Below are 20782 nucleotides of genomic sequence, written 5' to 3' on the forward strand. Positions count from 1 at the left end.
CGGATCCGCATGACGTCTACCGCCTAAAGCGGGGTAAGCGCCCTAGAGGATGAAATCGCTAATGTTGGCTCCGCCGACAACATAGATCTGACCATCCGCGACGCCATCACCATGCACGTCGAAGGACGCGATGGTCACATCCTGACCGCTGAAGACATAGTCGTTGAGGATCATCTGCCCGCCAACCCCTCCGAATGACGTTCCAGCATAGCTAAACGTCTGATTTCCCGACAGGTACACATTCGCGTCCACGGTCGAGATGTCGATGACGTCACCTTCAGCACGATTGAAGTCGCGGATTTCATCACGCCGGAACCGTCCGACCCCCGTGTGGCTGGCTTCGAGCAAGACAAACGTATCGGCCCCGGCGCCGCCCGTGAGAAGATCACGACCAAGCCCTCCGTCGAGCGTGTCGTTGTTCGCCCCCCCAATCAGGACATCGCCATCCGCCCCGCCATAGAGCTTGTCGTTTCCATCACCGCCGAGCAGCGTGTCTTTCCCTTCAAGGCCATAGACCGAGTCATTGCCCAACGACCCTTCCAGCCGGTTGCCATGGGCGCGCGTGCCGAAGATCTCGTCTGCCGCACCCGACCCAAACACGTGTTCGACGTTGGTGATGACGTCTGTCCCGGCGCCTCCGATTGCGAACCCATTCTCCAGGTTGACCGTGACCCCTGCCGAAACGCCGGTGTAGAGAACGGTGTCGAAGTTGGTCCCACCATCGAGCGTATCGTTGCCAAGGTTGCCGTGCAGCGTGTCGGCCAGACCGCCCCCAAGGAGCAGGTCATTTCCGCTGCCCCCTTCGAGCCTATCGTTGCCATAATCCCCGCTGAGCGTATCAGCGCCAAGCGACCCTCGAATAACATCGTCATTCGCCGTCCCAAGGACCACGTTAAAGTTCACGATCTCAAAGCTAATCGTCGGCTGCGTCGGCGCCGCCAGGAGCGTTACGTTCAAATCACCGGTGGTGAGGTTTACATCAAACCGCGACGCCGCGGAATTCTCACCATCGACGGTGTTGTCCCGAATAGCGCCTCCGTAATCATCGACGGTATCTCCGACGATCCTCTCTACAGTTGGTGTAAACCCGTTGCCGATCAACTGGTCCACGGTTTGGAAGAAGTTATCCAAATGGATGGCGCCAGAGGACAGCAATCGAACGGATTCATTGGCAAAGGAATAGTCGATGGTGTCGATGCCAGTCCCACCGTCAAAGACACTGGCCCGCACACCCAGAGTATACAGCGTGTCATTTCCACCATCGGCAAAGATAGGCAGGGGACGACTCGTTCCGAACTCGTCCGCGAACAGGACGTCAGATCCATTCGTCCCGAAGACGACCTCGCGATTTGAACTGACCACCCCGATGAACTCCGCATCACTACCGGAGTCACGGTTGAAGAGAGAAATCACTCGGTCGTCGTTCGTCAACAAAAGACTGGGCGGAAAATTGGACAGGATTCCCCCGCCCATACCCGAAAAGAAGCGCCCCGCTGCGTCAAAATCTGTCACCAGATAGGAAAGGTCCCCATCCGTCGGGTCTAGCTCGGTGACCTGAACGGAAAACCCGCCGGCGTCCTTTCCGATGACTTCGACGTCGATGGGAAGATGACCAGATGAGCTGAGGGCAACGCGGCCCTGAGCGACATTCCCGAACGCATCATAACGACCGAAGAACGCCTGCGGACCCGTCGCATGCTGTTCAATCCAAGCAACGACATAGCCACCGTCTGAGAGGGCCGCCACGGAAACATCCGTAATCGGCGTCAGCCCGTTCGCGAATACGAAAGAACCCGCCCCAAACCCGTTGTCGTTAATGAGTGTGACCCGGCCAGTGGTGCCACCCGCGTCAACATACCCGACGGCAATCCGCCCATTGAGGAGCGTATCTGTGGAAATCTCGGACGCGCTGTCGATGTGATTGTCAACGATAATCCGGCTCGACTGGCTGCCATTCGGGAACACAAATCGAGAGTAGAGCTCTGTCTGACCGAACGCATTCTCGATCTTATAGGTGACCAACAGGTTACCGTTATTGAACTCCGAAAGATCTGGCGAACTTTCGTTTGTAACGCCATCAATCCGCACTGAGTTGAAGACCAATACCCCGGAGGCGTCTCGCTTTTCGACGATGACGCCCAGGTCACCGGTCGCATCGCGCGACACATAGGCCAAGGCCGCACCGCCATCAGCCGTTGCGATCAGCGATGGATCCCACTGATTTCCGAATTGCTCCGTCGTATTTGCGAGGCCATTGACGAGTATGGGCTGTCCGAAAGCGTCCAAGATCGCAACAGCCAAGGACGTTCCGCTCGTGTCTTGCGCGACACCCGATCCGATATTCGTGGGACCCCGTGTGGTTTCATAGACAACCGTAAACGTTCCATTCGTATTTTGAACGCCTACAATTCGGCCAAAGGATAGCTCTCCAATAAGAGCAGGCCGCTGAAACTGAAAGCCATAGAAGAGAGATGTCGACATCGCAGCACTCCAATAACCACTCTAAGGCACCTAAAATTGTACCGGTCGAAAACAAGAGGGCGCTGGAGCGAAGGACTTGGAAATATCAGTTCCGATCCGGACCTAATTTCCTAAAGTCTTTTAGGTTCAATTATTAAAGACCACACGGGATATACCCCACCATGTCAAAACACATGCACCCTACAGATTGTCGCAGCTGCCCCCCGCTTGTGGCACCACAAATGCGCCGCCGGGCAGACATATGAGACGACCTGGAACACCCAATCCGTTCGCCACACATGAAGGCAGCAGCGGCAAAAGGACGATACTGTCAGGGAAACGCGGTGCCGGCAGAGGGACTCGAACCCCCGACCCCGAGATTACAAATCACGTGCTCTACCAGCTGAGCTATACCGGCGGACCGCCTACGCCTGCTGCCAGCCTTGGCGGCGAAAGACAACGACAAAATGCGCCGCACGGCACATCCAGTGTTGCGCGACCGGTCGTCTTATGGCCCGCCGCTTTCGGGTTTGCCTGTGCCAGCACCCAGGGCTATCGTTTTCCCAACGACAAGAAAGACCGAGGGCAGGCCATTGGAGATCGCTATTCATCTGGGCGCCCATTGCACGGACGAGGATCGCATCCTGGGCGCCCTGCAAGGGGACACCAAGTTTTTGCGGGAGCAAGGCGTGTTGATCCCCCCGCCGGGCAAATCACGCCCCGCGCTCCGCAAAGCCCTCCAAGCGAACCAGAAAACGCTGCTTCCGGGCGCGCCCAAGGATCTGGCCGGTGAAATCACCGATGGTGCGGAAGCGGCGCGCTTGATCCTCAGCCATGAGGGGTTTCTGGGCGCCTATGCGCGGGTTCTGGCTGGCGACACCATGTACGACGACGCCGGGCCCAAGGCAGCGGCATTGCGCGATCTGTTTCCCGGCCATGAGAGCCGCTTCTTCCTGGGCATACGCAATCCAGCCACCTTCATTCCGGCCCTCTTCGAGGCTTCGTCGGTCGACGATTTCACCCCGTTCATTTCGGGGCAAGACGTGGCGCAGATGCGGTGGTCTGACGTGATCGAGCGGATCCGGGGCGCCTGCCCCGAGGTGCCCTTGGTGGTCTGGTGCAACGAAGACCTGCCCCTGATCTGGCCTGACATCCTGCGCGCCATCAGCGGGATCGACCTGGAACACAGCGGGGATGAGATGATCCTGAAGGAAATCATGACCGAGGCCGGGTTCAAACGCCTGCAGACCTATCTACGGGACAATCCGACGCCCACGTTGTCGATGTGGCGCAAGGTCGTGACCGCTTTCCTGGGTAAATACGTCGACGAGACGAAGGTGGACGAAGAAATTGCACTGCCGGGATGGTCCCAGGACCTGATCGCGATGTTGACCTCGCTTTATGAACAGGACCTGGCGATCATTCGCGCCCGTGGGGACGTGACCTTCCTCGTGCCGTGACCCCTGGGGGCTGGGCGGGGCACCCCCCGCCCGACGGCGCCTTAGGACATGCCGAGCGCTTCTTTGTACATGTCGAGGATCGCCTCTTCTTCGGCGATGTCGTCCGCCTCGCGTTTGCGCAACGCGATGATCTTGCGCATGATTTTGGTGTCGTAGCCGCGCCCCTTGGCCTCGGCCATGACCTCTTTGACCTGCTCGGCGATGTCCTTCTTTTCCTGCTCCAGCCGTTCAACCCGTTCGATGAACTGCCGCAGCTCGTCAGCGGTCACCTTATAGGTGTCGGCCGGCCCGTCTTCGACGACTTTCAACTCTGCCATGATCCTGCTCCTCTTGCCTCGCTTGAACGACTTGGGTAGCGCCCAGGGGCGATTGGCGCAACGGACGGATGGGACGGAATGACGATATTGGTGGGGGCTGGCGTTCTGCTGACGCTGACGGGGCTCGGCGGCTTGGTCTATTGCATCGTTGTGGCGGCGGGCGCCAAGCGCGCTGGCCTGACCGGCGAGGCGATGGAGGCGCGACTGCGCAAACTCGTGCCTCTGAACCTCGCAGCCCTGGGCGTGTCGACCATCGGCCTCATGGCCGTCGTACTAGGGCTTTTCCTGGGCTAACACCGCGCCCAGTCGGGCGATGCCCGTCTCAATGGCCTCCGGCGAGGGCAAGGAATAGCTAAGCCGAAGGCAATTCGCCGTGCTGCGGTCTGGATAGAAGGCTGCGCCCGGGACGTAGGCCACACCCGCCTCGATCGCCCGTGGCAAGATCGCGGCGGCATCGGCCCAGGTCGGCAGCGTCAGCCAAAGAAACATACCACCGTCGGGCCGGTTCCATGTGACCCCTTCTGGCATATGGCGCGACAGCGCATCCATCATGGCATCCCGCTTCTGGCGATAGCTTTGGCAGGCCCGATCAATCCGCGCAGTCATGCCCCGTTCCGCCACGCGCAGCACCGCCATCTGCGTCAGCCGAGACGCGTTCAGGTCGGCGGCCTGCTTCATCAGTACGAGCCGACCAATGATCTCCTGCGACGCCGCGACCCAACCGACTCGCAGACCGGGCGACAGGATCTTGGAGAATGAGCCAAGCTGGATCACACGGCTGGCGTCGATGCGGCCCACACGGTCAATATCACGGGCGAGCAGGCTCCGTTCCGGTTGCCCTTCGAAGCGCAGCGCGGCGTAGGGGCTGTCTTCGATCACCGGAAGGTCGCGGGCGTGGGCCAGGTCCAACAGGCGTTCCCGCGCAACGGCGTCCATTGTTGCGCCCGTCGGATTGGCAAAATCTGGCACGACGTAAGCAAAGGCTGTCGGGTCTGCCCCTGCCCCCTGTGCCATCCAGTTCGCTCCACCCAGATCGCCGTAGCGTGGTCCATTGGGCGCAAACGCCTGGAGCGCTCCGAGATAGGTGGGCCATTGGGTCAGGACGGTGTCCCCACGGTCGATTAACAGGCGTCCGAGGAAGTCGAGCGCCTGTTGCGCGCCCGTGGTCACCAAGATGTTGTCAGCCGTGCAAGGTGCGCCTGAGTCCGTCAGATAGGCGGCAATCCAGGCCCGCAAGGCTGGGTCCCCTTCGCTGACGGAATACTGCAACGCTTGAGGGCCGGTAACCGGATCGGCCAACACATCGGTTAGGGCCTGCGACATCTCTTGTACTGGAAAAAGCGCGGGGTCCGGGATCCCGCCGCCAAAACTGATGACGCCCGGCGCCTCTGCAAGCTTGAGCAGCTCGCGAATCTCGGAGGCTTGGGCGCCGGCCATCCGGCGCGCGATACGGGGCATGAAGCGGGTGTCCTGAGTCATAAATAGGTCCGTATCATTGACCCATTATAGGTCAATAATACGGACCTAATATTTCACGAGACGCCCGTGTTGTGATCGAAAACACCTTAGACGTGATCGATCGCCTCGGTTGATCACTGTCCGGCGCCGCATCCCCAAGGGCACTCAGCCATGCCTTCTCCGGTCGCTGCCCACCCGGGCGCCCACTCAAGGTGCGGGCGGGACCTTCTCGCCACGATCAAAGGCTTCCCATCCTTCACCGTTGAAGACATCCACACCAAGCTGGGCCAGCACATGGGGAAAGTCGACCATGACCCAATTGTCGACGATCTTGCCGTCCACGACCTTCCAGAAATCCATGTACCGGATTTCCACTCGCTTTCCGGTGGCTGGAATCCCCATGAAGGGGCCGTGGTGCGTGGCCTCTTGGCGCCCGAAGGCCGCCGCCCATTCCCCCATATAGAGCCGCGCCTCATCCACGCAGGTCTTGTCACCGAAGGCCGCTTGGAAGGGCTTCTGCCAATTCTCTTGGAACGCGCGCAGCCCATCCTTCCGGCCGCATCCAGTGTTGCCGTACCAGCCAAACCCTTCGGAGAAGAACTCTCCGATATCGGCAATGCGGTGGTCGTTGAGGCCGTCCACCATGCCTTCGATGACGGCGCGCGTGGCCTCGGTCTGAGACATGTCCGTATCACGCGTCAACACGGCCTGTTCGGGGCGAGAGCCTTTCATATTCTATCCTTTCCTGTCACGGTCCGGGCGCGGTAGCGGTGCGCGCCCCTTTGCTCAACACATTAATTCCATTGGACTTCTGCGAGCTGCGTGGCTTAGCGCCAGCAATGATTGGATCAACGCGGCAGCCTGTCGCGACGGCGAAAATCCGCGTCTGTTTATCGCCCAACCCGCCCCTATCTGCCTCGCATCGGCCAATGAGCCGGATGACCCAGAGAGGAGACTTTCTATGCTACGCAGAACCTTCGTCGCTGTCGCCGCCACGGCTACCTTCGCCTTCCCCGCCTTCGCGGGCTCCTACGGCAAGGACATCGTCGACACCGCCGCCGCAGCAGGCAGCTTCAGCACCCTGCTGGCCGCCGCCGAAGCCGGTGGTCTGGTCGAGACGCTGAAGGGCGATGGCCCGCTGACCGTCTTTGCCCCGACCGATGAGGCCTTCGCCGCCCTGCCCGAGGGCACCGTCGAGAGCCTGCTGGAGCCGGCCAACCAGGACCAACTGGTTCAGATCCTGAGCTACCACGTCGTGCCAGGCGCAGTGATGTCCGGTGACCTGACCGACGGCATGGAAGCGGCCACCGCCAATGACATGACCCTGACGATTGGCACCGAGGGCGGCGTGACCGTCAACGGCGCAAACGTCGTGACCGCAGACATCGAAGCCTCCAACGGCGTGATCCACGTGATCGACTCGGTTCTGCTGCCCGACGCCAGCTAAGACCCGTCGGAGGGGGCCTTCGGTCCCCTCCGCACCCTCAGGCGATCCGGTCACCACTGGACGTATCGAACAGGTGGCAGATCGAGGCCGGCACGGATGCCGCGAATGGCGCCTTTATCTCGGTCCGGAAATCCTTTGCGGCCTTTACAGCGACCAAGGCCCCGCCTGCCCGAACGGTCACCATGGTCGAATCCCCAAGCAGTTCCATGGAATAGACCGGCGCGCGCACCTCTCCGCTGCCTTCAGGCGCGACGGTGGCGTCCTCGGCGCGGAAGCCGCAGGTCACCGGCCCCTTCACACCGCTGAACCCTGGGATAGACACGCCATCGGCCTCGAACGTGCCGTCGATCACTTCCCCTTCCATCAGGTTCATGGCCGGGCTTCCGATGAACCCCGCGACGAAGGTGTTGGCGGGGCGATCATAGATTTCCGTGGGTGTCCCAACCTGTTGCACAATGCCTTTCTTCATGACGACCACCCGATCCGCGAGCGTCATGGCTTCGATCTGGTCATGGGTCACGTAGATCGTGGTCACTTGCAGTTCGTGCGACAGGTTTTTGATCTGGGCGCGCGTGCTGACCCGCAGCTTGGCGTCCAGGTTGGACAGCGGCTCGTCCATGAGGAACACCTTAGGCGTCCGTACGATGGCGCGGGCCAAGGCAACCCTCTGACGCTGTCCACCAGACAGGGCCGCAGGCTTGCGGTGCAGGAAATCGTCCAATTCGACCATGGCGGAGGCACGGCGGACCCGCTCCTCGTGCTCTTCTTCGGGGACGCCACGAACCTTGAGGGGAAAGCGAATGTTTTCCCACACGTTCATGTTCGGGTAGAGACCGTAGCTCTGGAAGACCATGGCCACATCGCGGTCTTTCGGATCCAGATCGTTGACCCGCGTGCCGCCAATCACGATATCGCCCGAGGTCGGATCCTCTAGCCCCGCGATCATCCGCATGGTCGTCGTCTTGCCGCAGCCCGATGGCCCCAGCAGGACGAGAAATTCCCGATCTGCGATGTTCAGGTCGAACTCCTGCACCCCGACGAAATCGCCCCAGCGCTTGGTCACCTGCTTTAGCTGAATGTCCGCCATGGGGACCCCTCTGTTCGTTTCTTCACCCTAGACAGCCCAAGCCGTCTGCGGCAAGCGTTATGCATACCTATGCAAGCAGGCAAAGATGACCGGATACACGGATCAGGAGCGTCAAGACGCCCTGTCGACGCTGGAACGACTGACCAACGGTGATTTAGACGCCCTTTCGCCCAAGGCTTGGGCAGATGTGGCAGCGCCATTCGGCCGCCGCAGCGGGTCCGGAGTCGCTGACGTCTGGCGCGCGCTGCACGCGGCTTTGCCGGATATAGAGCGTCGGGACGATATCTTTCTGGCCGGTCCCAATCTCCCGGACACCCGCTGGACCGAGAGCCGCCCCGACCGCATGGTCGCCTGCTGCGGCAGTTATGTGGGCACCTTCCGCGCACCGTTCTGCGGCATCCCCCCGACCGGTGGCGTGGTGCAACTGGCCTACGGAGAGGCACACCACATTGTCGACGGGCGCATCCAAGCCTCTTGGATGCTGTGGGACATTGCTGGACTGATGCAGCAGACGGGGTGCTGGCCCATGGCGCAGCCCCTCGGCACGCCTGGCTTGTGGCCCGCACCGAAGGGCGGCCAAGGCGTCCGCCTGCGCGCCAGCCCAGAACTGGGCGCGCTGGATCGTGTGCTGGTCATGCACGGCGGGTTAAACACCTTTGACGGCAAGGACATCGCCTCCATCGACATGTCCCATTGGGACCCGGACTTCATGTATTGGGCGGGTGGCAACATTGGCGCGTGCCGTGGGGTCGATGGCTTCCGCGCCCATCACCAGATCCCCTATCGCCGGGCGTTCCCAGGCGCCTTGGGCGCTGGTCATTTCATTCGCCTGTCGGATGGTCCGTTTGCCGTGACCGGAGGCGACGTGGCCATCACCCATTCCGGCGCAGATTACTTTGGCGTGCCAGCCACCGGGCGCAGCATGATCTTCCGGGTGATGGATTTCTACCGCTTCAACGACGCCATGCGGATCGCGGAGAACTGGCTGCCAAACGACACGATTGGGCTGTTGTCACAGATGGGCGTGGACGTATTCGCCCGTCTCGCCCACCTGACGGGCACCCCGCGCCGAACCCTATGATCGGGAACCCCTGAGCATCTGTCCGGTTCTCCTAACAGTTCATCTGACAGGAGACTCCCAATGGCCAGCTATAGCGTCGGCGACAAAGTGAAGTGGGACTGGGGCAACGGCACCGGGGAAGGTAAGGTTGAAAAGACCTATACCCAAAAGATCACCCGGAAGCTGCAAGGCAGCGAGGTCACACGCGATGGGTCCGAGGACGACCCCGCGCTGTACATCGAACAAGACGATGGCGACGGCGTGTTGAAACTCGCCTCAGAGGTCGAGAAGGCGTAACGGGACGATCCAGCAGGTCAGCCGGCCGGGCGCCAAATTGGCCCCGACAGGGCACCGCTAGCCGTAATGGGCGACCGGCGTTCCCGCCAAAGCCGAGATGTTCAGCAAGCCGCGCGCCGTGATCGAGGGCGTGACGATATGGGCCTTGTTCCCCATTCCCATGAGCAAGGGCCCCACCTCTAACCCGCCTGCCCGCGCCTTAAGGATGTTGCGCGTGGCGCCTGCTGCATCGGTAGACGCGAAGACGAGGACATTCGCAGCCCCGTCCATGCGCGAACACGGCAAAAAGCGCGCGCGGAGATCCGCGTCCAAGGCGGCATCCACATTCATCTCGCCTTCATATTGGAAATCCAGGTCCATGGCGTCCAACTTCGCCAGCGCCGCCCGCATGGTTTGACCCGACGCAGACTCGAGGTTCCCGAACTGCGACGCCGAACAGAGCGCGATCTTCGGTTCGATCCCAAACCGGCGCACATGTCGGGCGCAAGCGATGACCGTTTCCGCGACTTGATCGGGCGTTGGCTGGGCGTGGACATGGGTGTCGGCGACAAACAGCGGACCATCTTCGAGGATAATCAGGCTGAGCGCGCCAACCGGGTGCAGCCCGTCCTGGCCTAGGACCTGGGTGATGTAGTTGAGGTGCCAGAGAAACTGACCAAAGGTCCCGCAAATCAGCGAGTCCGCCTCGCCGCGCTGCACCATCACGGCCCCAATGGCCGTGGAATTGGTCCGCATGACCGCGCGGGCCAGGTCGGGCGCCATGCCGCGCCTCGCCATGAGACCGTGGTACGTCTCCCAATAGTCGCGGTAGCGCGGGTCGTTTTCCGGGTTCACGATCTCGACGCTTCGCCCCGGCTCCAATGTCAGGCCCGCCCGCGCCGCACGGGTTGCGATCACGTCGGGCCGACCGATCAGGATGGGCAGATCCGTGGTCTCCTCCATCATGGCCTGGGCCGCGCGTAAGACCCGTTCATCCTCCCCTTCCGCAAAGACAATGCGCCGCTCTGCCTGTGCTGCGGCGGCGAAGACCGGTCGCATAATCATCGACGACTTAAAGACAGAGGCGTCGAGATTGGCCTTGTAGACCTCCAGATCAGGGATCGGGCGACGGGCCACGCCGGACTCCATGGCGGCCTTGGCCACGGCGGTCGCCACAACCCCCATCAGACGCGGATCAAACGGCTTTGGGATCAGGTAATCCGGCCCAAAAGTGAGCTGCTCTTCCTGGTAGGCTGCGGCGGCCTCGGCAGAGGTTGTGGCGCGGGCCAGGGCGGCGATGCCTTCGACACATCCGACCTTCATCGCTTCGTTGATTTCCGTCGCGCCCACGTCCAAGGCCCCGCGAAAGATGAACGGAAAGCACAGGACGTTGTTCACCTGATTGGGATGATCGCTGCGGCCCGTGGCAATGATCGCGTCGGGGGCCGTGGACCGGGCCAGTGCGTAGTCAATTTCTGGGTTGGGATTGGCCAGCGCAAAAATGATGGGCTTCCCCGCCATTCTCGCCACCATCTCCGGTGTCAGAACGTTCGGTCCAGACAGCCCAAGAAACAGGTCGGCACCGTCGATGACCTGACCCAGCCCCCGCGGACCGCCTGGCTGTGCGAAGGCGGCCTTCTGCGGGGTCATGTCGGCCTCTCGCCCCTCATGGACCAGACCGTGAAGGTCGCAGAGGAACACGTTCTCGCGCTTGATCCCCAAGGTCACCAGCATGTTGAGGCAGGCGATCCCAGCGGCGCCCCCACCCGTCGAGACGACCTTGACGTCGGCCCAATCTCGCCCCGTCAACCGCAAGGCGTTCAGCGCGGCCGCCCCAACGACGATGGCGGTGCCGTGCTGGTCGTCATGGAAGACCGGGATGTTCATCCGTTCGCGGCACAGGCGCTCCACCACAAAACAATCGGGCGCCTTGATATCTTCGAGGTTGATGGCGCCGAACGTGGGCTCCAGGGCACAGACGATGTCGGCCAGGCGTTCGGGATCGGTTTCGTCCAATTCGATGTCGAAGCAGTCGATATTGGCGAACTTCTTAAAGAGGACGGCCTTACCCTCCATCACGGGTTTGGACGCCAAGGCCCCGATGTTGCCAAGGCCCAAAACCGCCGTTCCGTTCGATACCACGGCAACGAGGTTTCCCCGCGCTGTGTAGTCAGCGGCAACGGTCGGATCATCCCGGATCACCGTATAGGCATCGGCCACGCCGGGGCTATAGGCCCGCGCCAAGTCCCTTCCGTTCGCCAAGGGCTTTGTGGCACGGATCTCCAGCTTACCGGGCTGGGGATATCGGTGATAGTCAAGCGCAGCCTGACGCGCCGCATTCTTAGGGTCGTCGGACCGGTCGGCCATGGCATCCTCCGCAAGCTCTGACGGGGATTGTTTAACCTTAAACGAATACCCGATACCAGACACGACACCGCACTTAAGGCGCCATGGCTGAGATCTTAGATGCCGCTCCGCAAGTGGGGTGGCAGCAGGTCGGACAGCGGCTGTGTCAGGCGGCGGCCTTCGGCGATGCACAACAGGATCTGGTTGCGCGTCAACGCAGTGCCTTCCACGTTCCGAAAGTCTGAGGCGTTGGACAGGAAGAACCCTACGCCCGCGATCACCTCTCGATCCGACAGGGTAAAGCTGTCACGCAGATACCAGGCGCTGACTTCCGCCTCCGACAGGCCGAGCACCTGCGCATGGTCCGCCGCCCAGCCATCTGGGCAGAGCGACCCATCAAAGTCGGCGGCCACGACGGCCCGGCGCAGCGCATCGGCAGTCATAAAGACGGGCGAAAGCGTCGCCTGAGCAACGGTGACCCCAAGGGCCAGCGTCAATGCGGATAGCCCCATGGCCATGCTGATCGTCTCCACCCGGGAAGACGTCTCAAAAACATGGCGCATCGGCCTCAGTTTCGGGAGGTATCGCAGGACAGACAGCGGACGATCCAATGGAAACGAGCGCGGGACGTTGGGCATTCGGGCAGAACCTCGGCAGAATTGCGTCACAATTCGCACTGGTTTGCGGCGAAATTAAGGCAGTTTTGCCACATTTGGTTGAGCGGATGAAGACAGTCCTCACGAACCTGCTGGACTGATCTGCGAACGGGGCCAATCCACCGACACGGACTGGTCAGCGCGGCACGGGCGTGTCACTGGGATCAGATGGCCCTTTGGATCTTCGCCACGCTCTTCGCCGCCTCTGCCCAAGCCATCCGGTTCTACCTGCAAAAGCGGCTATCCACCGGAGGGTTGAGCCCCGTAGCCGCAACCTTTGCGCGGTTTGTCTACGCGCCCGTCCCCATCGCCGTCGGCCTCGCCGCTTGGGCGTTCACCGGGGACACCGCACTGCCCTCGCTCGGTGACGGCTTCGCGGGCTACGCCATCGTTGGGGGCACGGCACAGATCTTGGCGACGGTCTGCGTGGTAGCGCTTTTTGCGCGCCGCAACTTCGCTGTCGGCATCGCGTTTTCCAAGACGGCAGTCCTGTTGACGGTGGTGACCGGGTTTTTGATGTTGGGCGAAACGGTCACCTGGCTGGCCCTTGGGGCCATGGCCGTGGGCTTTGCGGGCGTTCTCCTGCTGTCGCTGCCCGAGGGGGGCGGTTTGCGGGGCAACCCGTTCAACGTGGCGTCTCTCTTGGGGCTTGCGGCCGGTGCCCTGTTTTCCGTGTCTGCCGTCAGCTATCGGGGCGCGTCGCTGCTGGTCGAAACGGATCTGCCACTGGTGCGCGCGGCCATGACGCTCTGCTGTGTCACCCTGTTTCAGACGGTGCTGCTGGCCGCATGGTTGGCTTGGCGGGATCGCGCGGGGCTGATCGCGGTCTTTCAAAGATGGCGCAGTACGTCCCTTGTGGGTGTGACGTCTTTGCTTGGATCACTGGGGTGGTTCACGGCCTACACGTTGCAGACAGCCTCACTGGTGAACGCCGTCGGGCAAATCGAACTGCTCCTGTCCATGCTGATCTCCGGACTGCTCTTGCAAGAACGGCAGACGCGGCGAGAACTGACGGGCATCACCCTCGTTGGCCTCAGCGTGGTTGGGCTAATCCTGTTGGAGGCTTAGACCGCGCTAGAGCCGCCGGAAGACGGATGTGTCCCCGGAATTGTCGAAGAACGGCACGCCCGGGACGTCACGCCCTTCGGCAATGGCGGCAACCTCGGCGAGCACCACCTCTGTGATAAAGGGCATGTCTAGGGCCCGCGCTTCTGCCAGTGGGACCCATTGAAGGTGGCTGAGTTCATCTTCGGCGGCAGAGAAATCGTCCAATTCCGTCACCACGGCGCTCGCCGGTGCCAGAAAGAACCGGGCGTCGAACCGCCTCGGGCGTCCGGGCGGCGTGATCGCCCGGAAGACAAAGGTTAAGGGATCGCCGTCGGGACCGTAGCCCGCGAAGCCAGGCCACGGGGCGGCCCCCTCAGAGGGGATTCCGATCACCTGGCCCGTCTCCTCCGCGAGCTCACGGAGCGCGGCCGCAGCCAGAGCCTCGGGCGTGCGCGTGCTCTGACCAGCCAGGGCTTGGCCCACGTCCGGGCGCAGGGGCCGCGCGAACGACACATCGCCATCGCTTTGGTCCACCGCGCCGCCCGGAAAGACGAACTTGTTGGGCATAAAAGCCGCCTCTGCGCCCCGCTGTCCCATCAAAACGCAGGGGCCTGCGGACCCGTCGCGCAGCAAAATGATCGATGCGGCGTCGCGCAGGGCTGTCTTGTCCTTCGGGGTTTCGTTCACTCGTCCCGTCCAAAGCCGTGCATACGCGTGGCCCATTGGATCCCGACGATCAGTCCCTTGAGGCGCGGCAAAAACCACAGGGACATCGCCGTCGCTGCCACCATGAAAATCGCCATGAAGCTGTAAGGATCCGGCTCATACTTCACAAAAAACCAGAGCATTGCGGGACCAATGATATGCCCCACGATCAGCAAGGTCAGATAGGGGGGACCGTCATCGGCGCGATGGTGGTGCAGCTCCTCCCCGCAGACCGGGCAAGACGTCCGAACCTTCAGATATCCTTGCATCATCGGGCCGGATCCGCAACTCGGGCAGCGCCGGCGCCACCCCCGGAGCATAGATGTTTTAAGTTGCCGCTCATCTAAGGCATGGGCGGGGGCGTCGATCTCGGCGACCTGATCCATATCAAGCTCCTATGAAATGGGGTGTCTATAGGTCGTTACAGTTTCGACGCCTATTCCGACCGTTTCTTCACCGCCAGATGACAGGTTGGCGCGGCAAGCGAAATCCAGCCAATGACGTTTTTTTCGCAGTCCGCGACGGATTGCCGACGACCGGACGTGCAACTGGGGAACGGCTCGCACGGAAGCGGCCCGTCAGACCTTGGAGATCACGATGACCAAAACATCCATACCCGTATCGGTGCGACAGACGCTTTTGCTTGGCTTGATTGGTGCGGGGGCCGTGCTGTCCCTGTCCACGGTGGTTGAGGCCCGTGGCGGTCCCGAGAGCGCGCGCCCGACCTTTGAACAGATCGACGCCAATGGTGACGGCGCGGTCACACCAGACGAAGTCCGGATCCACATGCGGACACGCGGCGCAGAGCGTTTTGCTCAGATCGACACGGACGGGAACGGCGCGCTGAGCCGGGCCGAACTCGCCGCCCGGGCCGAAAGCCGCGCAGACCGCATGTTGGCGCGTTTGGACACCAATACAGACGGCGAAATCAGCCGAGAGGAGCTTGAGGCCCATCGCAAGGACCGTGGCGGTCGCAGGGGCGGTCGCGGCGGACCGGACAGGTTGTTTGAACGGGCCGATGCGGACAACAATGGCAGCCTGAGCAAAGCCGAATGGGACGCCATGCCAACGCGGGGCGCGCGCCGCTAAGCCTGCGTGTTTGAGCCGAGGCCGATACCAACCAGCGGGGACCCCGTGACGGGTGACACACCACAAGACGAGGGCGCCCTGCTGTCCCGCGCGGCGGCTGGCGATGCCGCCGCTGCCGCCACCCTGGTGGATCGCCTAGGCCCGCGCCTGTTGGCCTTTTGCCTGCGCTTGACGGGTGGCGACCGGGCTGAGGCGGAGGACATCGTGCAAGAAACCTTCCTAAGGCTCTGGCGAAAGGCGGACGAATGGGATGCCAATGGGACCGCGCGCCTGTCCACATGGATGGGACGCGTAGCCTCCAACCTCGCCATTGACCGCAAACGACGGGCCAAGCGCGCGGCCCCCATGGACGATGCGACCGAAGTGCCCGACGGAACGCCCGGGATCGAAGCACGTTTGATCGAGGGCGACCGCCGCGCTGCCCTGGTCCGCGCCCTAGACAGCCTGCCCCCACGACAGCGGCAAGCGGTAGTCCTGCGCCATATCGAAGGGTACTCCAACCCGGATATCGCGGCGATGATGGGCACGGGCGTGGAGGCGGTCGAAAGCCTGATCGCACGGGGCAAACGTCAACTGACCGCCACACTGACCGAGGGCCAGGACATATGACAAAGGGGATGCGCCCAATGGACGACCGAGAGATCGACGCCTTGCTTGCCCAATTGGCCGAAGACGCGGAACCGCTGGGCCAAGACCTGCGGTCGCGCCTTTTGGCCGACGCGCCGCGCCCGATGCCGACGCCTTGGTACCGTCGCCTCACACGGCGGGTCGGCCCGGCTGGCTGGGGCGGTGCCCTTGGTGTGCCGATGGCCGCGGCCTGTGGGCTGTGGCTGGGCGTGGCACAACCGGATTGGGTTCTCGGAACGGTGCCAGGGGTTACGGTCGACCAGCAGGTGTCAGGTGCCGAAGACCTGTTTGATGATGTGTACGGCAGCACCTGGGAGGGGTGGCTATGAACCACAAGGATTGGCCATGAAAATGTCTCGCGGTGTGAAAATCGGGCTTGGCCTGTCGCTGGCGTTGAACGCGGTTGTCATCGCGGCGATTGTGGGCGCCCTAATCGTGTCCTCGCCCAAGGACCGCCGGGGCGGTGGGTTCGGCCGCGGTGGTCCGCCGGAAATTCAGGCCTTTGCGCGCGCCTTGGATGAACCGCGACGGGACGCGTTACGGACGCGTTTGCGAAACGATCCAATCTTGAGAGAAGGCCGCACGCGCCTGCGTCTCAGTCGGGAGGCGGTTGTCACGGCCCTGGAAGCCGACCCCTTCGATCCCGAGGAGTTGAGCGCCGCCTTTGCGCGCCTGCGGGAGACACAAGCAGACCTGACCGCGCGCGGGTCCGTCGCGCTGGCGACAATTATCGGGGACCTGACACCAGCGGAACGTGCCGCCCTGGCCGATGCCCTGCGCGACGCCATTGGACGCAGAGGCCGACCGTAGAATCGATCCATGTCTCGCGGAGATGATTGACGGCCCCTTTGAGCCACCTGGAAACATCGCCCGTCAGCAGCCAAGGAACCTCAGTCAAAGGACTCGGCCAATTCCACGCGATTGCGGCCAGCATCCTTCGCGGCATAGAGCGCACGATCAACGACGGCGAGGGCATGGGCCGGGGCGTCCTCTCGGTCGGACAACATGGCGACGCCAAGCGACATGGTCACCGTCAGCGGTCCGCCATCTTCAAGTCGGACATCCAAAGCCTCCACCGCGCCGCGCAACCGTTCCGCCACCGCACGCACTTTCTCGATATCGGAGTCGGGCAGGACGGCCAGGAACTCCTCTCCGCCGATGCGGCAGACCAGATCCTCATTGCGCAGGTTGTCCTTAAGCGCCTTGGCCGCAAGGGACAGGACCTTGTCACCCACCAAGTGCCCGTGCGTATCATTCACGGCTTTGAAATGATCGAGGTCCATCAAAATGATCCCCGCGCGGATGCCTTGGGCGCGGCAGCGGGTCGCGACGCGATCCAAGTGGTGCAGCCCATAGCGGCGGTTGTGCAGACCTGTCAGGGGGTCGATGACCGCCAGACGCAGCCCGGTCTCCAAGGTATCGCGCATCCTGTCCGCACGTTTCTTGCGCGACAGCTGTGTACGGATCCGCATGGCGATTTCGTCGACCGGGAACGGCTGATAGGCAACATCGGACGCGCCAAGGTCCAATGCGGTCGCCGCCCGTTCGCTGTCGCCTGCGGGCAGGATCACGATCAGCGCGGCATGGCGGGTCGCGTTGCGGGACCGCAACTCCGACAACAGGCGCAACCCTGCGTTGGGTGCTCCGAAATCCGCATCGATCAGGAAGAGGTCCGGCGCGGACTCCCGATCCAAAGCCAGCGCAGCATCTCGGCCCATGACCGCGACCCGTTCGCGAAACAAGGGCCGCAGCCGATCCCTTTGCCGCAAAAGCCAGTTTGACGTGCTGTCGGCGATCAAGGCAATTTGCCCATCGGCTGGCGCGGGGGATTGGCCTTCGAATGGTGTCTGCCCACCCGCTTCCGCGAACCCCATCCCTAGCAGGGCGCCGCCATGTTCTTCGTACGTCCGCTCCTCCTCACGGGTTCGCAGCAGGCTCCGCACCCGAGCCAAGAGGGCAATCTCATCCACTGGCTTCGACAGGAAATCATCGGCGCCCGCCGACAGCCCCTCCATCCGGGCATCCGTATCATCGCTGGCCGTCACCAGAATCACTGGGACGGTGGCCGTGGCAGGGTCTGCACGCAGACGCGCACAGGTCTCGGCCCCGGTCAGGTTTGGCATCATCATGTCCATAATGATGATATCGATCCCGCCAGCGCGCGCCACATCCAACGCTTCCTGACCTGATCCTGCCGTGACAACATCGTATCGGGCCGCGTTCAATTTGACCTTCATCACGATCCGGTTCGTGGCGACGTCGTCAACGATCAGGATGCGGCCTGCCATGGAGTGCCTTTCTCATGATGTCAGAGACCTGGAGAATTAACCTCTCGGTCAAAAACGTTATGGTCGGATGAAGGTTAACAAATGGTTTCGACTGAGGGGGCAAAATGAGCATGACGCAGGATCGCGCCGAAATCGTGGCGCTGGGCGCGCTGGAATGGCTTATCGCCGAAGATCTTATGGATACGTTCCAATCCTCCACCGGCGCCGACCGAGATCAGATCCGCGCGGCGGCTGGTGACCCGGTGTTCCTGGCCGCCGTCATGGATTTCATCATGATGTCAGATGATTGGGTCCAAGGCGTCTGCGCCCAGCAGCGCCTGTCCCATGAGATGTTTCTGGCGGCCCGCGCGGCCCTGCCTGGGGGCGATATCCCCAATTGGACGTAAGCGGCGGGACACCGGCGACTTACTGCTCAAACCACCAAATGTCGGGCTGAAACCCGATCCAATCGCCGTAGATCGGCAACCGATCCTGCGGAAAGGTTAACCGAGCATCATGCGCGAGCCAGCTGACCGGCGTATGCCAGATCGGCACGACATAGCGGCCAGAGGTGAGAACGCGGTCTAAACCGCGGACCGCGGCGATATAGTCATCTTGGCTGCCTGCCCCCAACATGGCCGAAATCATGCCCTCGATCGCCGGATTGTCGGCCCCCATCAGGTTGCGGGTTCCAGGGGTCTCGACACCGTCGATCCCCCAATAGCCGCGCTGCTCGTTCCCCGGGCTGAGCGACAGGCCCCAGGTGTACCAGATCATGTCGAAATCATAGGCCGCCTGGCGTTCCTTAAACTGGGCGTCATCGACGCTGGCCACGGTGACGGTCATGCCCAGACGCTTCAGGGCCTCCACATAGATGTCCGCGATGGTTGCCATCTCGGACGCCCCATTGGGCAACAAGATCTCAAACACTACCGGCCCCTCCGGACCAACCAACTGGCCATTGTCGACGGTGTACCCTGCCTCATCGAGCAACGCCGTTGCGGCCCGCAGACCCCGGCGGTTTGCCGCCCGACCATTGGTTTCGGGCAGGACATACCCATCAATAGCCCCCGGCAGAAGATCCGGGGCGTAGGGCGCCAAGACGTCTGCCACGCGCCCCTCGGCGGCTCCGGGCAGCATGCCAAGGGGGGAATTTGAGAAGTAAGACGTGATGCGCGGCTGGGGCGTGCCGTTCACAACACCATTGATATATTCGAAGTTGAACGCCTGGATCATCGCCTCACGCACGCGCCAGTCCGCAAACAAAGCCCGCCGCGTGTTCATCACCAAGCCCCGCATGCCGCTGGGCCGTTGGTGGGGGATAGCTGAGAGCGTGACGTCCCCCGCGCGAACAGCCGGAAAGTCGTAGTCCCGTTCCCAGCGGGCGGCGTTGGTTTCCCGCTTGGTGGACAACAACCCGGCCTTGAAGGCTTCAAAATGGGCCGTTGCGTCGCCGAAGAACTCCATCCGAATGGTGTCGACGTTCATCGTGCCCCGCCGAAACGGAATATCGGCGCCCCAATAGTCAGGATCTCGCGACAATTCCACGAATCGACCGGCGTCCACATCGGTAATCACGTAAGGCGCGGTCGTGATGGGAATCACCTCTAGACCGGAGCGGAAAAAGGCCGATTCATCGGCGGCCCACTGCGCTTTTTTCATGATTGGCCGCAGGCCGAGCGACATCAGAAGTTCACGATCCGGTGCGTCAATTGTGAAGCGCACCCCGAATTCGCCCACCTGAACCAGTTCCGTTACCTTAGAAAAGGCCGTCCGATACCGCCCGTGGGCGCCCGGCTGGCCGAGAATATTGAAGGACCAGATCACGTCCTCGGGCGTAACCGGAGTCCCGTCAGAGAAGCGCGCGGCTGGGTTAAGTTGGTAAGTGACCTGGGTTTGGGCGTCGTTCACCTCGACAGAGTTGGCGAGCAACCCATAGAGCGTGAACGGCTCTCCATAGCTGCGCCCCATCAAGGACTCGTAGACCAAAAACCGCAGCTGCCAGGGCACACGTCCTTGTAAAATATGGGGATTTAGGCTGTCGAAGCTCCCAACCTGGCCATCTGCAAAGGTGCCACCTTTGGGCGCGTCGGGGTTCACGTGGGGCAGATGTGTGAAGTCCTCGGGCAGTGCCGGCTCGCCGTAGAGTGCGATTCCATGGCTTTGTGCGATGGTAAGGCTGGGCACCATAGCCGCAGCCAAAGCAACGGCCATCCCGGAGAGAAAATGACGCGCAGGTCGTGGGTCGAAACGATGCTGTCTCATGGGGCTGACTGTCCTCGAAGTGCCTGTATATTTGCGTCAAACCCTATCGATCACACGCGCACCAATCAAAACTTTCTCTTGGCCTTCGTGACGTAAACGTCTATAACGAGGGCACTGCTCGATAGGTTTCTTGCCTGTATGAAACCTGCCTCAATGACTTAACGCCCGCCTTGTGCGGGCGTTTTTTTTGGCGCTGCGGCGTCTGGGCAAGCGGT

General features: G+C 62.1%; 22 protein-coding genes and 1 tRNA gene. 11 read left to right on the forward strand and 12 right to left on the reverse strand.

Annotation, left to right across the window (positions count from 1 at the left end):
- Positions 1-42: 42 nt before the first annotated feature.
- Together K5R33_RS19155 and K5R33_RS05575 are read right to left on the reverse strand one after the other, a co-directional pair.
- Complete coding sequence (locus K5R33_RS19155; RefSeq protein ID WP_220748024.1) at positions 43-2481, reverse strand: calcium-binding protein; 2439 nt, start codon at positions 2479-2481, stop codon at positions 43-45.
- A 324-nt stretch (positions 2482-2805) separates the two neighbouring features.
- Positions 2806-2878: transfer RNA gene (locus K5R33_RS05575), tRNA-Thr, on the reverse strand.
- A gap of 175 nt (positions 2879-3053) precedes the next feature.
- Between K5R33_RS05575 and K5R33_RS05580 the strand changes: the two genes are divergently transcribed.
- Positions 3054-3920 (forward strand): hypothetical protein, encoded by an 867-nt coding sequence (locus tag K5R33_RS05580; protein ID WP_220748025.1) that lies wholly within the window; start codon positions 3054-3056, stop codon positions 3918-3920.
- Positions 3921-3961: 41 nt separating this feature from the next.
- Here K5R33_RS05580 and K5R33_RS05585 read toward each other — a convergent pair whose 3' ends face one another.
- Complete coding sequence (locus K5R33_RS05585; RefSeq protein WP_220748026.1) at positions 3962-4237, reverse strand: DUF2312 domain-containing protein; 276 nt, start codon at positions 4235-4237, stop codon at positions 3962-3964.
- Between the two features lie 78 nt (positions 4238-4315).
- Here K5R33_RS05585 and K5R33_RS05590 point away from each other — a divergent pair, with 78 nt between their 5' ends.
- Positions 4316-4531, forward strand: a complete 216-nt coding sequence (locus tag K5R33_RS05590) for a hypothetical protein (RefSeq protein WP_220748027.1) — start codon at positions 4316-4318, stop codon at positions 4529-4531.
- Here the strand turns inward: K5R33_RS05590 and K5R33_RS05595 are convergent.
- Both K5R33_RS05595 and K5R33_RS05600 read right to left on the reverse strand, forming a co-directional pair.
- The gene (locus tag K5R33_RS05595; protein WP_255576155.1) at positions 4511-5716 is read right to left on the reverse strand and encodes an aminotransferase-like domain-containing protein; all 1206 of its coding nucleotides are present in this window, start codon (positions 5714-5716) and stop codon (positions 4511-4513) included. The genes K5R33_RS05590 and K5R33_RS05595 overlap by 21 nt on opposite strands.
- Before the next feature lie 186 nt (positions 5717-5902).
- Complete coding sequence (locus tag K5R33_RS05600; protein WP_220748028.1) at positions 5903-6427, reverse strand: ester cyclase; 525 nt, start codon at positions 6425-6427, stop codon at positions 5903-5905.
- Positions 6428-6656: 229 nt separating this feature from the next.
- Between K5R33_RS05600 and K5R33_RS05605 the strand changes: the two genes are divergently transcribed.
- A complete protein-coding gene (locus K5R33_RS05605; RefSeq protein ID WP_220748029.1) occupies positions 6657-7142 on the forward strand; it encodes a fasciclin domain-containing protein in 486 nt (161 codons plus the stop codon).
- A 37-nt stretch (positions 7143-7179) separates the two neighbouring features.
- On the opposite strand, the gene K5R33_RS05610 is transcribed toward K5R33_RS05605, so the two are convergent.
- Positions 7180-8229: an ABC transporter ATP-binding protein gene (locus K5R33_RS05610; RefSeq protein WP_220748030.1), complete on the reverse strand. Its 1050-nt coding sequence runs from the start codon at positions 8227-8229 to the stop codon at positions 7180-7182.
- 85 nt (positions 8230-8314) lie between these two features.
- Here K5R33_RS05610 and K5R33_RS05615 point away from each other — a divergent pair, with 85 nt between their 5' ends.
- Together K5R33_RS05615 and K5R33_RS05620 are read left to right on the forward strand one after the other, a co-directional pair.
- Positions 8315-9310, forward strand: a complete 996-nt coding sequence (locus K5R33_RS05615; RefSeq protein ID WP_220748031.1) for an ester cyclase — start codon at positions 8315-8317, stop codon at positions 9308-9310.
- 60 nt (positions 9311-9370) lie between these two features.
- Positions 9371-9586, forward strand: a complete 216-nt coding sequence (locus K5R33_RS05620) for a hypervirulence associated TUDOR domain-containing protein (RefSeq protein WP_220748032.1) — start codon at positions 9371-9373, stop codon at positions 9584-9586.
- 57 nt (positions 9587-9643) lie between these two features.
- On the opposite strand, the gene K5R33_RS05625 is transcribed toward K5R33_RS05620, so the two are convergent.
- Positions 9644-11932 carry an NADP-dependent malic enzyme gene (locus K5R33_RS05625; RefSeq protein ID WP_220748033.1) on the reverse strand — a complete coding sequence of 763 codons (2289 nt, stop codon included), beginning with the start codon at positions 11930-11932 and terminating at the stop codon, positions 9644-9646.
- Positions 11933-12027: 95 nt separating this feature from the next.
- Positions 12028-12474 (reverse strand): hypothetical protein, encoded by a 447-nt coding sequence (locus K5R33_RS05630; RefSeq protein WP_220748034.1) that lies wholly within the window; start codon positions 12472-12474, stop codon positions 12028-12030.
- 261 nt (positions 12475-12735) lie between these two features.
- Between K5R33_RS05630 and K5R33_RS05635 the strand changes: the two genes are divergently transcribed.
- Positions 12736-13635, forward strand: coding sequence for a DMT family transporter (locus K5R33_RS05635; RefSeq protein WP_220748035.1), 900 nt, complete (start codon positions 12736-12738; stop codon positions 13633-13635).
- Between the two features lie 6 nt (positions 13636-13641).
- Here the strand turns inward: K5R33_RS05635 and K5R33_RS05640 are convergent, their stop codons facing one another.
- Complete coding sequence (locus tag K5R33_RS05640) at positions 13642-14301, reverse strand: NUDIX domain-containing protein (RefSeq protein WP_255576156.1); 660 nt, start codon at positions 14299-14301, stop codon at positions 13642-13644.
- Positions 14298-14705: a DUF983 domain-containing protein gene (locus tag K5R33_RS05645; RefSeq protein ID WP_220748037.1), complete on the reverse strand. Its 408-nt coding sequence runs from the start codon at positions 14703-14705 to the stop codon at positions 14298-14300. Before K5R33_RS05645 ends, K5R33_RS05640 begins: the two co-directional genes overlap by 4 nt.
- Before the next feature lie 211 nt (positions 14706-14916).
- On the opposite strand from K5R33_RS05645, the gene K5R33_RS05650 reads away from it, so the two are divergent.
- Genes K5R33_RS05650 through K5R33_RS05665 form a run of 4 tightly spaced genes read left to right on the forward strand, consistent with a single transcriptional unit; the run spans position 14917 to position 16845 of the window.
- The gene (locus tag K5R33_RS05650) at positions 14917-15408 is read left to right on the forward strand and encodes an EF-hand domain-containing protein (RefSeq protein ID WP_220748038.1); all 492 of its coding nucleotides are present in this window, start codon (positions 14917-14919) and stop codon (positions 15406-15408) included.
- 45 nt (positions 15409-15453) lie between these two features.
- Positions 15454-16017 (forward strand): sigma-70 family RNA polymerase sigma factor, encoded by a 564-nt coding sequence (locus K5R33_RS05655; RefSeq protein WP_220748039.1) that lies wholly within the window; start codon positions 15454-15456, stop codon positions 16015-16017.
- Positions 16018-16034: 17 nt separating this feature from the next.
- Positions 16035-16364: a hypothetical protein gene (locus tag K5R33_RS05660; protein ID WP_220748040.1), complete on the forward strand. Its 330-nt coding sequence runs from the start codon at positions 16035-16037 to the stop codon at positions 16362-16364.
- A 16-nt stretch (positions 16365-16380) separates the two neighbouring features.
- Positions 16381-16845 carry a periplasmic heavy metal sensor gene (locus K5R33_RS05665; RefSeq protein WP_220748041.1) on the forward strand — a complete coding sequence of 155 codons (465 nt, stop codon included), beginning with the start codon at positions 16381-16383 and terminating at the stop codon, positions 16843-16845.
- Positions 16846-16925: 80 nt separating this feature from the next.
- Here the strand turns inward: K5R33_RS05665 and K5R33_RS05670 are convergent, their stop codons facing one another.
- Positions 16926-18323 (reverse strand): diguanylate cyclase, encoded by a 1398-nt coding sequence (locus K5R33_RS05670; RefSeq protein WP_220748042.1) that lies wholly within the window; start codon positions 18321-18323, stop codon positions 16926-16928.
- A 104-nt stretch (positions 18324-18427) separates the two neighbouring features.
- Here K5R33_RS05670 and K5R33_RS05675 point away from each other — a divergent pair, with 104 nt between their 5' ends.
- Positions 18428-18709 carry a DUF3572 domain-containing protein gene (locus K5R33_RS05675; protein WP_220748043.1) on the forward strand — a complete coding sequence of 94 codons (282 nt, stop codon included), beginning with the start codon at positions 18428-18430 and terminating at the stop codon, positions 18707-18709.
- A 19-nt stretch (positions 18710-18728) separates the two neighbouring features.
- Here the strand turns inward: K5R33_RS05675 and K5R33_RS05680 are convergent, their stop codons facing one another.
- The gene (locus K5R33_RS05680) at positions 18729-20567 is read right to left on the reverse strand and encodes an extracellular solute-binding protein (protein WP_220748044.1); all 1839 of its coding nucleotides are present in this window, start codon (positions 20565-20567) and stop codon (positions 18729-18731) included.
- Between the last annotated feature and the right edge of the window lie 215 nt (positions 20568-20782).

Source organism: Jannaschia pagri, from assembly GCF_019655435.1.
Lineage (GTDB): Bacteria > Pseudomonadota > Alphaproteobacteria > Rhodobacterales > Rhodobacteraceae > Jannaschia > Jannaschia pagri.